Below are 16,351 nucleotides of genomic sequence, written 5' to 3'. Positions count from 1 at the left end.
GTCTTGAGAATGAGGCTTTTATGACTCCTGTAGTAGCCCTGGTGGGCCGCCCCAATGTGGGGAAATCCACCCTGTTTAACCGCTTGACCCGTACTCGGGATGCCCTGGTTGCCGACTTCCCCGGTCTGACCCGGGACCGCAAATACGGTCAGGCGAAGTTGGGCGAGCTGGAATTTATCGTGGTCGATACCGGCGGTATCGATGGCACCGAAGAGGGCATCGAGCTGAAGATGGCCGAGCAGTCCCTGCTGGCCATCGATGAAGCGGACGTGGTGCTGTTCATGGTGGATGCCCGCGCCGGTCTGACCGCCGCGGATCAGGCCATCGCCGAGCACCTGCGCAAGTCCCACAAGAAGGTGTTCCTGGTGGCCAACAAGACCGACGGCATCGACGGTGATTCCGCCGTGTCCGAGTTCTACGGTCTGGCCCTGGGCGAGGTGTACCAGATGGCGGCGGCCCACGGCCGTGGTGTATTGAGCCTGCTTGAGCTGGCTCTGGCGCCCCACCTGGAGGAGCTGGTCGGTGCGGTAGCCGGGGAAGAAGCGCAGGATGAAGAGGAGGAGGACTTCGACGAAGAAGCCCTGCTGCGCATGGTGGCTGCCGGTGACCTGGATACCAAGGAAGACACCAAGGAGACCCCGTTTGCCGACCTGCCCATCAAGTTTGCCATCGTCGGTCGCCCCAACGTCGGCAAGTCGACCCTGACCAACCGCATGCTGGGTGAAGATCGGGTCATCGTCTATGACATGCCGGGCACCACCCGCGACTCCGTCTACATCCCGATGGAGCGCGACGATCAGAAGTACGTCATCATCGACACCGCCGGTGTGCGTCGTCGTGGCAAGGTGCACGAGACGGTGGAGAAGTTCTCCGTCATCAAGACCCTGAAGGCCATCGAGGATGCCAACGTCTGCCTGCTGGTGATCGACGCCCAGGAGACCATCACCGATCAGGACTTGAGCATCCTCGGTTTCGTGCTCAACACCGGCCGCTCCGTGGTACTGGTGGTGAACAAGTGGGACGGTCTGGATCAGAAGGTGAAAGAGGACGTCAAGAACGAGCTCGACCGTCGTCTGGGCTTCATCGACTTCGCCCGCGTGCACTTCATCTCAGCCCTGCACGGCAGCGGTGTCGGCCACCTGTTCGAATCCATTCAGGAGGCGTACCAGTCGGCGACCCGCCGTACCAGCACCGCCATGCTGACCCGCATCATGCAGATGGCCCAGGAAGATCACCAGCCGCCCATGGTGAACGGTCGCCGGGTCAAGCTGAAGTACGCCCACGCCGGTGGTTACAACCCGCCGCGCATCGTGATCCACGGCAACCAGCTCAACGACTTGCCGGATTCGTACAAGCGCTACCTCATCAACTACTTCCGCAAGTCCCTCAAGATCATGGGCACCCCGATCCGGGTCGAGTTCCAGGAATCGGTCAACCCGTTCGAGGGCAAGAAGAATACCCTGACCCTGAGTCAGGAGCGTCAGCGCAAACGCCTGTTGAAGATGAAGAAGAAATAAGCCATGGCGGCTGCCCTCACCGGCAGCCGCTTTGTTATGCTCTCCCGGATCCGCAAGGGAAGGGGAACCAGCCATGGGCCACCCCATGGCTGGTTCACTTTACGAGGAGTCGAAAATGGAAACCCCGCTTTGTCCATCCTGCCAGGCCGAACTGGATACCCGCAGCAAGGAACAGACCTGCGGCCAGTGTCAGGCCAACGTGCGCATCACGGCGCTATGCCCCGCCTGCCAGCAGGAGCTGGAGCGGCTGAAGGCGTGCGGCGCGGTGGATTACTTCTGCAACCACTGCAACAGTCTGGTCTCGAAACGCTCGGTGCAGTTCCAGGCGACCCTGTTGCCATGATGGTTGGTCAGCGAAAGAAGCGATAAAAAAACCCGGCAAATGCCGGGTTTATGCTGTGTGCTCAGCGATGAGCAGGGTAAATGAGCGGTTTCTGCGCCATATTTTGCGCTTCATGTCATTAAGCTTGAGTTTGCGTCTGGGGCTCCAGCTGCTCTTTGCTTTTCTGACCAGACTGATTTTTCTACGTTTTTGCATCTTGGTCTCCTCCCAATTGGGTGGCCATCCCGGCCTTGGGTCATTGGCGGAGCCCATCGGAAATTGCTGTTAGTGCATATCTCAACGCTATGAAAAACAATGCGATTTCAGATAGGCTCCGATGTGATCAGATGGTAGCAGAGAAATTTGGCCGAAAACAGCGGGATCCGCAGGTTAACTCTGGGTGATCCGGCTCACTACCTCGGCGATAATGGTCGGCCGCTCTACCGGCTCTGACGGACTGTCGTCATCCCGATCGAGACTTTCCCGCTGCTGATCCTTCTGCTGTTCGTTGTCGAGCCACAGCAGGCTCTGGTAATACTGGCGCACGTTGTTGACGTAGTTACGCGCCTCGCCGCCACGGGCATAGCCATAGCGTACCTTGCGATGCCAGCGCGCCTGCTGCAGCAGCGGCAGCACCTCTTTCACGTCGCCCCAGGCATCCGGGTTCTTGCCGAGTTCCTTGGTCAGGCGACGGGCATCCATCATGTGGCCGTAGCCGATGTTGTAGGCAGTGAGGGCAAACCACACCTTCTCATCCTCGGGCACAGAGTCGGGCACCTTCTCCATCATGTGTTGCAGATAGAGGGCGCCCCCCTTGATGCTCTCCTCCGGATGGGTCCGGTCGTTGACCCCCATCGCCTTGGCGGTGGGTTCGGTCAGCATCATCATGCCGCGCACCCCGGTATAGGAGCGGGCCTGGGGATCCCAGTGGGATTCCTGGTAGCTGATGGCGGCCAGCAAACGCCAGTCGATGTTCTTGGCATAGGCCTGGAACAGAGGCTGGTATTTCGGCAGCAGGCTCTTGGCGCGCTTCAGGAAGGTGCGGGTATCGACGAAGTCGAAGTTCTGCACGTGGCCGAAGTACTTCTCGTCCAGCTTGGCGATGGCGCCATCCATGAAACGCTGGCCGAAGAAGTCGATGACGCTGGCATAGAGGCTGTCATCGGGCAGCTTGGTCATGGCCCAGGCCACGGTTTGCTGCTGGGCCAGGGTCAGGCCATCGGTGAGTTCGGGGTAGTAGCGCTGGGTGCGAGCCAGCACGGTATCCTGCACTATCGTGTAGTCGATCTCTTCTTTTACGACCTGTTTGAGCAGATCTTCCACATCGGCATCGGTGCGGGTGCTCCAGTTGAGGTTGGGATAGTCCTTGCTGAGCTCCTTGAGCAGATCTTCGCCGCTGGAGCCTGCGGCCACCACTAGTTTGCCCTTGATGTCGTTCAGGGAAGCAGGCTTGGGCTTGCCGTTGCGATAAACCAGCTTGGGGGAGACCTGATAAAAGCCGGGACCAAAGCGCAGCAGTGCGCGCCGCTCCGGGGTGACCATGATGGCGGCGGCGGCGAGATCCAGCTTGTCTTTTTGCAGCAGGGCTACCAGCTCGTCGGCGGTGTTGACCGGTACTATGGTGAGCTTGACCCCCAGCCAGTCGGCATAATTCTTGGCCAGTTCGTAATCGAAGCCCTGGGCGATGTCGTCCCGCTGGTAATAGGAGGTGGGGCCGTAGAGGGTGCCAACCCGGATCTCGCCCCGTTGGCGGATCTGCTCCAGCTGGCTGGAGGGGGTATAGAAGTCACAGCCACCCAGGGCCAGCGTCAACATCAACCCGATAAACAGTCGAAAAATGCAGCGCAAGTAGGTGAGTACCTTTGTTGAAAAAATCGGCATTTGTCAAAAAAGAGGCACCTTTATACCAGAGAGTGTGCGTCGAGTCACACTGCATCAAATTAGAAAAACGTTTGTCCGCTGTGAGCCAGATCCCTATAATACGCGCGTCTCAATTCCCCCCCACTTTAAAACTTGGTGAGAAAGGTCATATGGATATCTTGCGTGGTGCCCCTGCACTGTCTGAGTTTCGAGTCCAAAAACTGCTGCAACGCTTCGCGCAGATAGCGGCAGAGAGTGAACCGGAGAGAGGAGTAGAGATAGAAGGGATCTATGCCGAATATGTGCACTTTGCCGAGCTGACCAGCCCGCTGTCGCCCCCCGAGCGAGCGACCTTGGGCCAGCTGCTGCGCTACGGCCCTACCATCCCCGAACACACCCCCAGCGGTCAGCTGTTTCTCGTTACCCCCCGCCCCGGCACTATCTCCCCCTGGTCTTCCAAAGCAACCGACATCGCCCACAACTGCGGCCTGACCCAGGTCAAGCGGCTCGAGCGCGGCATCGCCTATTACGTGCAGGCCAAGGGTGAACTGAGCGCCGCCCAGCGTGCCGACGTAGCGGCCGTGCTGCATGATCGCATGATGGAAGTGGTGTTTGGCGAGATGGAGCAGGCTGCAGCCCTGTTTGCCCATCACGAGCCGCGCCCCTTTACCCAGGTAGATGTGCTGGCCGGTGGCCGCGCGGCCCTGGTGGAGGCCAATGTGGCCCTGGGTCTGGCCCTGGCCGATGACGAAATCGACTATCTGGTGGAGAACTTCACCAGGCTTGGCCGCAACCCCAACGACATCGAGCTCTACATGTTTGCCCAGGCAAACTCGGAGCACTGCCGCCACAAGATCTTCAACGCCGACTGGACCATAGATGGTGAGCAGCAGCCCAAGTCGCTGTTCAAGATGATCAAGAACACCTTCGAGCAGACGCCGGATCATGTCCTGTCTGCCTATAAAGACAACGCTGCCGTGATGGAAGGGAGCCAGGCCGGCCGCTTCTTCCCGAGCCCGGCCAACGGTGAGTACCAGTACCATCAGGAGCAGGTCGACATCCTGATGAAGGTGGAGACCCACAACCACCCGACCGCCATCTCTCCGTTCCCGGGCGCTGCCACCGGTTCTGGCGGCGAAATTCGCGACGAGGGCGCCACCGGCCGCGGTGCCAAGCCCAAGGCGGGTCTGGTCGGCTTCTCCGTCTCCAACCTGCGCATCCCCGGCTTCGAGCAGCCCTGGGAGCAGGACTTCGGCAAGCCGAGCCGCATCGTCAGCGCCTTTGACATCATGCAGGAAGGGCCGCTCGGCGGGGCGGCGTTTAACAACGAGTTCGGTCGTCCAGCCATTCTCGGTTATTTCCGTACCTTCGAAGAGGAGGTGCCGAGCCACAATGGCGTCGAGGTGCGTGGCTACCACAAACCCATCATGCTGGCGGGCGGTATCGGCAACATCCGTACCGAGCACGTCCAGAAAGGGGAGATCCCGGTGGGGGCCGCCCTCATCGTGCTGGGTGGACCGGCCATGAACATCGGCCTGGGCGGCGGAGCGGCCTCTTCAATGGCCTCTGGTCAGTCGGCAGAAGATCTCGACTTTGCCTCGGTGCAGCGCGACAACCCCGAGATGGAGCGCCGTTGCCAGGAGGTGATCGACCGCTGCTGGCAACTGGGTGATGACAACCCCATTGTCTTTATTCACGACGTGGGCGCCGGTGGCCTCTCCAACGCCATGCCGGAGCTGGTGAGCGACGGCGATCGCGGTGGTCGCTTCGATTTGCGTGCCATCCCGAACGACGAGCCGGGCATGAGTCCGCTGGAGATCTGGTGCAACGAATCCCAGGAGCGTTACGTACTGGCCGTCGCCCAGGACAAGCTGCCGCTGTTCAAGGCCCTGTGCGAGCGCGAGCGCGCTCCCTATGCCGTCATCGGTACCGCCACTGAAGAGAAGCACCTGACTCTCTCCGATCAGCACTTTGACAACCACCCCATCGATCTGCCGCTCGATGTGCTGCTCGGCAAGACCCCCAAGATGCACCGCGAGGTGCAGAGTCTGCCCGCCCAGGGCAAGCCGCTGCAACTGGATGGCATCACCCTCGGCGACGCCGCCGAGCGGGTATTGCGTCTGCCCACCGTGGCGGAGAAATCCTTCCTCATCACCATCGGCGATCGCACTGTGACCGGTCTGGTCAACCGCGACCAGATGGTCGGCCCCTGGCAGATCCCGGTGGCCGACTGCGCCGTCACCGCCGCCACCTACGACAGCTACCATGGTGAAGCCATGTCCATGGGCGAGCGCACCCCGGTGGCGCTGCTGTCTCATGCGGCTTCCGCCCGTATGGCGGTGGCCGAGGCCCTGACCAACCTGGCGCCGGCCCACATCGGTTCGCTCAAGCGGGTCAAGCTCTCCGCCAACTGGATGGCCGCTGCTGGTCACCCGGGGGAAGATGCCGGTCTCTACGAGGCGGTCAAGGCAGTGGGTGAAGAGCTCTGCCCGGCCCTTGGCATCACCATTCCGGTGGGCAAGGATTCCATGTCCATGAAGACCCGCTGGCAGCAGGATGGCAAGGAGCAAAGCGTCACCTCGCCGCTCTCCCTGCTCATCTCCGCCTTTGCCCGGGTCGAAGACGTGCGCAACACCGTCACCCCGCAACTGCGTACCGATCTCGGTGAAACCGACCTTATCCTCATCGACCTTGGCAACGGCAAGCAGCGCCTCGGCGCCTCCGCCCTGGCTCAGGTCTATCGCCAGCTGGGTGACAAGGCGCCGGATCTGGACAACCCGGTCCAGCTCAAGGGCTTCTTCAACGCCATCCAGGCGCTGGTGGCCGATCGCAAGCTGATTGCCTACCACGATCGCTCCGATGGCGGCCTGTTCGTCACCCTGGTGGAGATGGCCTTCGCCGGTCACTGCGGCCTCGACCTGCAACTGGATCGCATCGGTGGCGACTTGCTGCCGGCCCTGTTCAACGAGGAGCTGGGTGCCGTCATCCAGGTGCGCCGTGAAGACAAGGAAGCGGTGATGACCCTGCTGGCCGGTCACGGTCTGGCGGCCTGCTCCCACGTGCTCGGCACGGTGCGTGAGGGGGATCTCATCACCCTGCAGCGGGCCGGTCAGGAGGTCTATCGCGCCAGCCGCACCGCCCTTCGCACCATCTGGGGCGAGACCAGCTGGCAGATGCAGCGCCTGCGCGACAACCCCGAGTGCGCGGATCAGGAGAATGCCGCCCGTCAGGACGCCACCGATCCTGGCCTGCAGGCCAGGCTTTGCTACAACCCGGTCGACGATGTGGCGGCGCCCTATATCGCCAAAGGTGTCTCGCCCCGTCTGGCGGTGCTGCGCGAGCAGGGGGTCAACTCCCACGTGGAGATGGCGGCGGCGTTTGACCGCGCCGGCTTCACCGCCGTCGACGTACATATGAGCGATATCCTCTCCGGTCGTATCAAGTTGGAGCAGTTCCAGACCCTGGTGGCCTGTGGTGGCTTCTCCTATGGCGACGTGCTGGGGGCGGGCGAGGGCTGGGCCAAGTCCATCCTGTTCAACGAGGGCGCCCGCGAGCAGTTCCAGCGCTTCTTCGAGCGCGGCGATACCCTGTCGCTCGGTGTCTGCAACGGCTGTCAGATGATGTCCAACCTGCGCGAGCTCATCCCGGGGGCCGATCTGTGGCCGCGCTTCGTGCGCAACCGCTCCGAGCGCTTCGAGGCCCGCTTCAGCCTGGTGGAAGTACAGGACTCTCCGTCCGCCTTCTTCGCAGGCATGGCAGGCTCGGTGATGCCGATCGCCGTCTCCCACGGGGAAGGGCGGGTGGAGGTGCGTGATGCCGCTCACCTGGCGGCGCTGCAAGCCAGCGGTCTGGTGGGGCTGCGTTTCGTGGATAACCGCGGTAACGTGACCGAACAGTACCCGGCCAACCCGAACGGTTCGCCGAACGGCATCACCGCCGTGACCACCACGGATGGTCGCGCCACCATCATGATGCCGCACCCGGAGCGGGTGTTCCGCACCGTGGCCAACTCCTGGCACCCGGACAACTGGGGCGAGGATGGCGCCTGGATGCGGATGTTCCGCAATGCCCGGGTTCGTCTGGGTTAATCCCGACACTGCCCATCAAAAGGCCGCTCAATGAGCGGCCTTTTTTTATCTTGATCGGGGGAGCTGCCATAAGGCTGGTAGTGCGGGATCGAAGGTGCTTTGTTGGCAACGGATTTACCCTGTGGTTGTCGTCGGGCTGGCAACGGCAAGAAAGGGAATAAGGAGAAGGGGCGCTTGTGACCTCAACGAGCGAGCGACAAGAGAAACAAGAGAAGAGGAACATAAAGAGATGCGGGGGGCCAGCTTGTCTGTTCCCCTGACATGAGGCAAAGCCTGAGTGTGCGGGCACTCTTCCATTAGTAGTCGGCGGCAGGCAGTAAAAAGGCGACCCCGAGGTCGCCTTTTGCATCTCTTTATCCAACCGGATATCTCGCGCTTAGAGCACCATGGCGGCAATCCAGCCGAAGATGATGAGCGGGATATTGTAGTGGATAAAGGTGGGCACCACGCTGTCCCAGATATGGTCGTGCTGACCATCGGCATTGAGGCCCGAGGTCGGGCCCAGGGTAGAGTCCGAGGCGGGGGAGCCTGCGTCGCCCAGCGCGCCGGCGGTGCCGACCAGGGCGATGATCGCCATGGGGGAGAAGCCCAGCTGCAGGCAGAGGGGCACATAAATGGTGGCGATGATGGGCACGGTGGAGAAGGAGGAGCCAATCCCCATGGTGATAAGCAGACCCACCAGCAACATCAGGAAGGCGGCGATGCCTTTGTGCTGGCCGATGCTGGAGGCAACGACCTGCACCAGGCTTTCGACCCCGTGGGTGGCCTTCATCACGGCGGCAAACCCGGCGGCGGAGATCATGATGAAGCCAATCAGCGACATCATGCGCACCCCCTGGGTGAAGGCATCCTGGCTCTCGCGGAACTTGATGACGCCACCACAGGTGAAGATGACGAAACCGGCCAGGGCACCCAGGACGATGCTGTTGGTCATCAGCTGCAGGCCGAGGGCCACGGCGATGGCCAGTAAGGCAACCCAGATGTGGGTGAGGTTGAGCTCGACGGCTTCCGGCTCGGCATCCAGGATCTTGGCCAGATCATACTGACGGGGCTTGCGGTAGCTAATAAAGACGGCCACCAGCAGACCCAGCACCATGCCGCCGACCGGGATGGCCATGGCAATCGGGATCTGGCTGGTGGTGATGGCGACGCCGTTGTCGATCAGGTTCTTGGCCAGAATGTTGTTCAGGAAGATGCCGCCAAAGCCGACCGGTAACAGCATATAGGTCGCGGTCAGGCCGAAGGTGATGACGCAAGCTACCTGGCGACGGTCTATCCGCATCTGTGCCATCACGTGCAACAGGGGCGGGATCAGGATCGGAATGAAGGCGATATGAACCGGGATCAGGTTCTGGGAAGAGATGGCGACGGCCAGGATGGAGCAAAGCAGCAGAGCCTTGACCCAGAGGATACGGGAGCTGCTGGCATCCTTGCCCAGTTGGCTGATCACCTTGCGCGCCAGCAGGTCGGTGATCCCGGAGCGGGAGATGGCGACGGCGAAGGCACCCAGCATGGCGTAGGAGAGGGCGATTTCGGCACCGCCACCCAGACCACCGCTGAAGGTGCTGAGGGTGTCGGTCAGCGAGAGCCCGCCGACCAGGCCGCCGGCAATGGCGCCCAGGGCGAGGGAGACCACCACATTGATCCGCAGCAGGCTGAGCACCAGCATCAGCCCCACTGCGACAACAACAGGATTCATTTGATTTCCTTATAGTTTGTGATTGCTGTCTGTCATATGAAAGAGAGCTAGTTTGCGAAAAATGTGACAAATGTCGAGAAAAAAATCAGGAGAGAGCGGCATCTGGCACAAAGTTGATCCTGTACGGGATTTATCTCCGCGGTTCGTCTCTGTGCTGGTCAGAATGGGGCCAGGAAGAGGCCCCGGCCTCATGGCCAAAAAGCAAAAAGGCTGCCCATGGCAGCCTTTGGTTTATGCATCCTGCGCATCGTCGTTGGCAGGGGCATCAGTGGTCTCTTCATCCACCTGGGCGGGAGGCCAGCCCCCCATGCTCTTCCAGCGGTTGACAATATGGCAGAAGAGATCCGTGGTGCGCTCCGTGTCATAGAGGGCGGAGTGGGCCTCTTTGTTGTCGAACGGGATGCGGGCCGCCTGACACGCCTTGGCCAGCACTGTCTGGCCGAGGGCCAGCCCGGACAGGGCGGCGGTATCGAAGGTGGCAAACGGGTGGAACGGATTGCGCTTGAGCCCGGCCCGCTCGGCGGCGGCCATGACGAAGCCATGATCGAAGGTGGCGTTGTGGGCCACTATGATGGCGCGGCCGCAATCCTGCTCCTTCATCCCCTTGCGAATGCCCTTGAAGATCTCGGTCAGCGCCTCTTTCTCTGAGACGGCCCCGCGCAGCGGGTTGTAGGGGTCGATGCCGGTGAACTCCAGTGCGGCCTTCTCCAGATTGGCCCCTTCGAACGGCTCGACATGAAAGTGGAAGATTTGGTCGGGCACGAGCCAGCCCTGCTCATCCATTTTCAGGGTATAAGCGGCGATTTCGAGCAGGGCATCGGTTTTGGCATTGAAACCTGCGGTCTCAACATCGATGACGACGGGGTAAAAACCACGAAAACGGCCCTTGAGGGTATGAACTGCGTCGGTCATGGGATCTCGGTCGGCGTAAAACAGGGCGGCATTATGGCAAAAAAGCCGGTGCTTGTCCCCCCGTCTGGCCAGAGGGGGCGACCTAGTAGCGGCGCAGCCACCAGCGCGCCGCAATGAGGGCGATGAAGGCGCCAAGCAGGGCGCTGGCCAGCACGTCAATGGGCCAGTGCATGCCGAGCAGCATCCGAGACAGACCAATTCCCAGTGCCCACAGGGGGAGCAGCCAGACTCCCTCGGGGGCTCGGGCCAGCCAGATCAGGCCGAAAAACTGGGCCAGCGCGATGGCGGCGATGCTGTGGCCGGAGGGGAAGGCGTAGTTCACCTCTGCCTGCCAGTGATGACCCAGCCAGTCGGGCAGGGCCAGCAACTGACTGGCGGCATGGACCTGTTCGCTGCGCAGCTCGGTGGCGCTGGTGTAGAAGGTCTTGATCGCCGGGATGAGGGATTGGCTCTCGAGCCAGAGCAGATAGGGCCTGGGCTCCTCGGTCAGGTGCTTGATGAGGCTCTTGAGGAGCCAGTCACAGGCCAGCAGGGCAAACAGGGCGCCGGCGAGGGCCACGAAGGCGGCGTGATCCAACTTGAGCTTGTGGCGGGTCAGCAGCAGCAACACAGCGCCTGTTACCGCGATACCGGGGAGATCGACCGTACGGGTAAGGGCGTAGAGCCACCATAGCCAGTCCTCATGCAGCAGCGCGGGAATAAAAGGTTGCCAGGGCAGGCAGACGAGCAGCAGCAGGGGAAGGATCAGCAGGGCGCTGAAACCGGCTACCTGACGGCGAGTGAGGGCGGTGGCGTGAAGCTGTGGCGACATAAAGAAAAGAAACAAGGGCGATGGCAAAAGAGGGTCATTGTGCCAGCGGGCAACCGGGAGGGCAAAGTCTGTTGCCTCCTTGTTACCTCTGCTTACACAATCGGCCACATAGCGCCCTCCATCTGGTTGTTGTGTGTACCGCCGCGCTGAAATCGGGACGCGCTGGCACTGTTATTGCGTAACGGGCTGAAATCCTGACTGGCTTTGGGCTAGAATGGCGCGCGCTGGCGGTATTGACCAAAGAGAGCCCGATGAAAATAGTCGTTGATGAGAATATGCCCCACGCCGTGGAGCTGTTTGCCGAATTCGGTGAGGTCGTCCCCCTGCCAGGGCGGCAGATGCAGGCGCAGGATCTGCAGGATGCCGACGTCCTCCTGGTGCGCTCCGTCACCCGGGTCGATGCCGCCCTGCTGGCGGATTGTCCCAAATTGCGCTTCGTCGGTACCGCCACCATAGGGACGGATCATGTGGACAAGGCGCTCCTGGCGAGTCGCCACATCCCCTTTTTCAGTGCCCCCGGCTGCAACAAGTATTCGGTCGGTGACTATGTGCTGAGCGCCTTGCTGGTGCTGGCCGAGCGCTACGAACTGGTGCTCGCCAACCTGACCCTGGCGGTGATCGGTGCCGGCAACACGGGCGAGTGCGTGGCCACCAAGGCCGAGGCGCTCGGCATGAAGGTGCTGCGCTGCGATCCGCCCAAGGCCCGCAGTGGCGCGGCGGGGGAGTATGTGGATTACCAGAGCGCCCTTGGCGCCGATATCATCAGCTTCCACGTGCCCATCACCCGCGAGGGGCCGGATGCCACCTTCCATTTGCTGGGGGAGCAGGAGATTGCCAGGCGGCCCGCAGGCCAGATCCTTATCAACGCCTCCCGCGGCGAGGTGTGGGACAACCGGGCGCTGCTTGCCCGCCAACAGGGGCCTGAACCGCTGCGGCTGGTAATGGATGTGTGGGAAGGGGAGCCCGAGCCGTTGCAGGCGCTGGTGCCTCATACCGAGATCGCCACGCCCCATATTGCGGGCTACAGCCTGGAGGGCAAGGCCCGTGGCACCTGGATGCTCTATGAGGCGCTCTGCCGCCAGCTGGGGCGCGAGCCGCGCCAGGATCTGCGCCGCCTCCTGCCGCCGCCCGATGTGCGGCTGGTCGAGCCGGGCCGGGCGCCGGATCAGGCGTTGATCAAGCAGCTGGTGCACCTTATTTATGACGTGCGCCGCGATGATGCCCGTTTTCGCAACCGGCTGGGGCAGCCCGGCAGTTTCGATGCCCAGCGCAAGCACTACCCGGAGCGCCGTGAACTATCCTCCCTGCAGATCGGGGGGGAGCATGCCAGCGCGGCGTTGGGGGCCTTGGGATTCGATATCTCCCGGCCCTGATCGGGTGGCCCAAAGCGGCCATTCGCGCGTGATTGCCAAGTTATTACCGAACCGGTGCCGAGTTCCTTGCACCGGTTCGGACGTTTCAGGCAGACATCAGTCTGCCGACCATGGCGCCTGTCGGCGCCATCGCACCTTTCTAGAGGAGAACAGAATGAGCCAGCAGTTTAACGTAGCGGTATTGGGCGCAAGCGGCGCCGTGGGTCAGGCGATGATCGAGATCCTGGAGGAGCGCGAGTTCCCGGTGGCGACCCTCTATCCGCTGGCCTCCAGCCGCAGCGCCGGGGAAACCGTGCGCTTTGATGGCAAGAACCTCGAGATCCAGGATGTCGAGGAGTTTGACTGGAGCCAGGTGCAGATCGCCCTTTTCTCCGCCGGTGCCGAGGCATCCGCCAAGTGGGCGCCGGTTGCCGCCGAGCACGGCTGCATCGTCATCGACAATACCTCCTGCTTCCGTTACGACGAAGATATTCCGCTGGTGATCCCGGAAGTGAACCCGGACGCCCTGGCGGATTTTCGCAACCGCAACATCATCGCCAACCCGAACTGCTCCACCATCCAGATGCTGGTGGCGCTCAAGCCCCTGCACGACGAGGTGGGCATCGCCCGCATCAACGTGGCGACCTACCAGTCCGTCTCCGGTTCCGGCAAGGAGGGGGTGAGCGAGCTGGCCGGCCAGACCGCCCAGCTGCTCAACGGCCGTCCGGTGGAACCGAGTCTCTATCCGCAGCAGATCGCCTTCAACCTCATTCCGCAGATCGACAGCTTCACCGACAATGGCTACACCCGTGAAGAGATGAAGATGGTATGGGAGACCCAGAAGATCCTGGGGGATGCCAGCATCGCCGTGAACCCTACCTGCGTGCGGGTGCCGGTGTTCTACGGCCATGCCGAGGCGGTCCACGTCGAGCTGCACCAGCCGCTGGATGCCGAGCAGGTCAAGGATCTGCTGCGCCATGCTCCCGGCGTGACCCTGTTTGACGAGGAAGAGGATTATCCGACCCCGGTGCGCGACGCAACCGGCAAGGATGAGGTGCTGGTGGGCCGGATCCGCCAGGATATTTCTCACCCTTGTGGTGTAAATATGTGGATCGTGGCCGATAACGTTCGTAAGGGCGCCGCCACCAACAGCGTACAGATTGCCGAATTGCTGGTGCGCGACTATCTGTAAGGGCTGAAGGCAGTATGGGGACGCGGCAGGGAGCGCCGCGTACCTGGGCACCCGATACCGGCGCTGGTGCACCTGATCCGGGTGTGACCGGGGCCGCACTACGTTGCATCCAGATTCTGTTGTGATATCAACTGATTAAGTTTTTTCCTACACTCAGGAACAAGTTGGGTGCTAAATGTGTCGGACTGCTGGCTTGCGATGCAAGCCTGATTTATATTGAACCGATTGTTTTGGGGTAACTATCCAGATTTTTCAATGTGATAGGGCCGTCATACGAAGGAACGAATATGGGACATTCCCGCATAACGTTGGCAACGCTACTCGCACTGGGCCTGCTGGGCCCGGCCCAGGCCGAAGATCCTGCGCGCGCGCCTTTTTTTGTCGAGCTGAAAGGCCCTGATCAGCCTGAAGCGCCTGCCGTCAATACCCAGCAGCAGGCCGAGCCGGCAGCAAGACCCGTGGCACAACCGGTGCGTGCCACCGCCCAGCCCGTGGTTCGTCAGGTCGCCACCGCCAATGCGGGCAGCTATGGCCCGATCCGTCCGACCGATACCCTCTGGAGCCTGGCGAACAAGTACCGCCCCTCCAGCCGGGTCAGCGTCTACCAGACCATGGTTGCCATCTACGAGAAAAACCCTCGCAGCTTCGCCGATGGCAACATCAACCATATCCTGGTGGGGTCCCGCATCTTGCTGCCCACTACGGCAGAAGCGAGTGTCATCACGGATGCCGAGGCCCGCGCCAAGTTCCGCAGTGACAACGCCAGCTGGAAGGGGCTGAGCCCCAAATATCTGGCTGACAAGCAGGCTCATACCGCCAAGCCCGTGGTGGCCAAGGCGGCCCCTGCCAAGCCTGAGCCGGTCAAACCCGAATCCGTGAAAGCGCCTGTGGCTCCCGCTCCGGTCGTCAAGCCGGCGCCCATTCCTGCACCTGTCGTCGAACCCAAGGCACAACCGCAGGAAGTGGCCAAGGTAAGCGAACCCGCCCCGAAAGAGGCGGTGGCCCCGGCCCCGAGTGCGGCAGCCGAAACGGCACCGACCCCGTTGCCGTCCGATCTCGACAAGCCGGTGGGCCAACCGGCGACCGAGATGGCGCTGGCGCTGGAAGATGCCAATGCCCAGCTCGGCCAGATGACCGAGATGAACCACAGGCTCAAGCTGCGTCTGCAATCCTTGACCGAGGAGGTGGAAACCCTCAAGGCCCAGTTGCAGGATCAGACCGCACTGCAAAAAGAGATTGCCGAACTCAAGGCCAAACCGGTACCGCCGGTGGCGGCCGAACCAGAACCCAAGCAGAACTGGCTGATGGACTTGCTCTCTTCGCCGCTCAACCTGGCCATGATCATCCTGCTGCCGGTCTTGCTGGTATTGGCGATGGTGACCCTGTGGTTGCGTGCTCGTGCCCGCCGTGAGCTGGAAGAGCAGGAGAAGAGCCTCTCCGAATCCACCGCCATGATGATGGATCAGGATCGCAACGAGTTTGACGACCTGCTCAGCGTCGATGTGACCGACAACGAACCGGTGCGCCCAGTGGTGCCGGATCTCAACACCCCGGACGGCTTTGCACCGGACGAGCCGGAAAAAGCGGATGTGGATCTGGTGTTCAGCGATGAGGGCGAGATGGAGCTGCAAGGCTTCGAGCCTGAGCGGATGCCGGCCCAGAGTGCGAGCCGCGATCCGGATCTGGTGCCCGACCTCGATCTGGAGCATGACGAACCGGTGGCGCTGGACAGTGAACCCGCCATGGATCTGGCCGGTGAGTTCAATCCCAAGCCGGATGCCGCCGACGAGATCATGAGCGAAGAGGAGCTGCAAGCGGCCCTGTTTGCCGAGCTGGATGCCGATCTTGCTGCAGATATCGAACCCGAACTGAACCAGCACGCCACCGATAAAGAGGCGGATGATGAGCTGGCAAGCTTCGATCTCAGCGATTTCGAGAGTGCCTTCGACGCTCCCGCCGATGAGGTGAAGAGTGAAGAGGCGAAGGGTGATGAGGCGATCGAACTGAGCGCCGACAGCAGTGCCGACGAGATGCTGGCCGAGCTTGGTCTGGAGCCTACCGGTGCCCAGGATGCCAAACCGGATCTGGAGTGGGATCCCAACGAACTGGCACTGGCCGATTTCGAAGATGCATTCACCGAGGTGGAGTCTCATCCGAGCGATGTGCAGCCGCGCGAGCAGGCCGAGGAGAACGGCTACGTCGAGATTGACAAGCTGCTGGCCGAAGCCGATGCCGGTGTGCCCGAGCAGGAGCCTTACCAGAACTTCTCCTTGGACGTGGGGCTGGACGGTTTCCCCGAAGTGTTGCCGGAGTCCACCGGGTTTGACGTGGACGCCGACGATGGCGGCGTGGGGGCCAAGCTGGATCTGGCCCGCGCCTACCTCGAGATCGACGACAAGGATAGCGCCCGCGAGCTGCTGCAAGAGGCGGTGGAGCAGGGAAGCGATCACCAGCGCGCCGAAGCCGAGAAGCTGCTCAAGCGCCTTGGCTAGACCAGCGCCTGCAAGACAATGACGACAGGGGCAGCCGGCAGGCTGCCCCTTTTCTTTCGGCTTTTTGGGATTTTTGAGACGAGGCGCGTATAATCCGCCAGTTTTC

At 61.8% G+C, this 16,351-nt stretch carries 11 protein-coding genes; 6 read left to right on the top strand and 5 right to left on the bottom strand.

The features are described 5' to 3' along the window. Positions 1 to 20 precede the first annotated feature (20 nt). Together der and ACB034_RS08350 are read left to right on the top strand one after the other, a co-directional pair. Positions 21 to 1,517 carry a ribosome biogenesis GTPase Der gene (gene der, locus ACB034_RS08355; RefSeq protein WP_042025972.1) on the top strand — a complete coding sequence of 499 codons (1,497 nt, stop codon included), beginning with the start codon at positions 21 to 23 and terminating at the stop codon, positions 1,515 to 1,517. Positions 1,518 to 1,632: 115 nt separating this feature from the next. After that, positions 1,633 to 1,860, top strand: a complete 228-nt coding sequence (locus ACB034_RS08350) for a zinc ribbon domain-containing protein (protein WP_026456141.1) — start codon at positions 1,633 to 1,635, stop codon at positions 1,858 to 1,860. A gap of 48 nt (positions 1,861 to 1,908) precedes the next feature. Here ACB034_RS08350 and ACB034_RS08345 read toward each other — a convergent pair whose 3' ends face one another. Continuing rightward, positions 1,909 to 2,055, bottom strand: a complete 147-nt coding sequence (locus ACB034_RS08345; protein WP_167335329.1) for a hypothetical protein — start codon at positions 2,053 to 2,055, stop codon at positions 1,909 to 1,911. A gap of 174 nt (positions 2,056 to 2,229) precedes the next feature. Continuing rightward, a complete protein-coding gene (gene mltF / locus ACB034_RS08340) occupies positions 2,230 to 3,720 on the bottom strand; it encodes a membrane-bound lytic murein transglycosylase MltF (protein WP_026456140.1) in 1,491 nt (496 codons plus the stop codon). Positions 3,721 to 3,869: 149 nt separating this feature from the next. Here mltF and purL point away from each other — a divergent pair, with 149 nt between their 5' ends. Next, positions 3,870 to 7,787, top strand: a complete 3,918-nt coding sequence (purL, locus tag ACB034_RS08335; protein WP_371172569.1) for a phosphoribosylformylglycinamidine synthase — start codon at positions 3,870 to 3,872, stop codon at positions 7,785 to 7,787. 376 nt (positions 7,788 to 8,163) lie between these two features. Here the strand turns inward: purL and ACB034_RS08330 are convergent, their stop codons facing one another. From ACB034_RS08330 to ACB034_RS08320, 3 genes are all read right to left on the bottom strand, one after another. Further along, the gene (locus ACB034_RS08330) at positions 8,164 to 9,486 is read right to left on the bottom strand and encodes a Na+/H+ antiporter family protein (protein ID WP_371172568.1); all 1,323 of its coding nucleotides are present in this window, start codon (positions 9,484 to 9,486) and stop codon (positions 8,164 to 8,166) included. A 231-nt stretch (positions 9,487 to 9,717) separates the two neighbouring features. Further along, positions 9,718 to 10,398, bottom strand: a complete 681-nt coding sequence (rnt, locus tag ACB034_RS08325; RefSeq protein ID WP_342012532.1) for a ribonuclease T — start codon at positions 10,396 to 10,398, stop codon at positions 9,718 to 9,720. An 82-nt stretch (positions 10,399 to 10,480) separates the two neighbouring features. Next, positions 10,481 to 11,209 carry a phosphatase PAP2 family protein gene (locus ACB034_RS08320; protein WP_371172567.1) on the bottom strand — a complete coding sequence of 243 codons (729 nt, stop codon included), beginning with the start codon at positions 11,207 to 11,209 and terminating at the stop codon, positions 10,481 to 10,483. Between the two features lie 251 nt (positions 11,210 to 11,460). On the opposite strand from ACB034_RS08320, the gene ACB034_RS08315 reads away from it, so the two are divergent. The 3 genes from ACB034_RS08315 to ACB034_RS08305 all read left to right on the top strand — a co-directional run bounded on the left by ACB034_RS08315 (position 11,461) and on the right by ACB034_RS08305 (position 16,245). Then, a complete protein-coding gene (locus ACB034_RS08315) occupies positions 11,461 to 12,582 on the top strand; it encodes a 4-phosphoerythronate dehydrogenase (protein WP_371172566.1) in 1,122 nt (373 codons plus the stop codon). A gap of 154 nt (positions 12,583 to 12,736) precedes the next feature. Beyond that, entirely contained in the window at positions 12,737 to 13,753 is a 1,017-nt protein-coding gene (locus ACB034_RS08310) for an aspartate-semialdehyde dehydrogenase (RefSeq protein ID WP_026458493.1), read from the top strand. Between the two features lie 287 nt (positions 13,754 to 14,040). Further along, the gene (locus tag ACB034_RS08305; RefSeq protein ID WP_042071712.1) at positions 14,041 to 16,245 is read left to right on the top strand and encodes a FimV/HubP family polar landmark protein; all 2,205 of its coding nucleotides are present in this window, start codon (positions 14,041 to 14,043) and stop codon (positions 16,243 to 16,245) included. The last annotated feature ends 106 nt before the right edge of the window (positions 16,246 to 16,351 follow it).

Source organism: Aeromonas sp. S18(2024) (assembly GCF_041402525.1).
Taxonomy (GTDB): Bacteria; Pseudomonadota; Gammaproteobacteria; order Enterobacterales; family Aeromonadaceae; genus Aeromonas; species Aeromonas enteropelogenes.
Note: the sequence above shows the minus strand (reverse complement) of the source record. Positions and strands in the feature narration are given on the sequence as shown.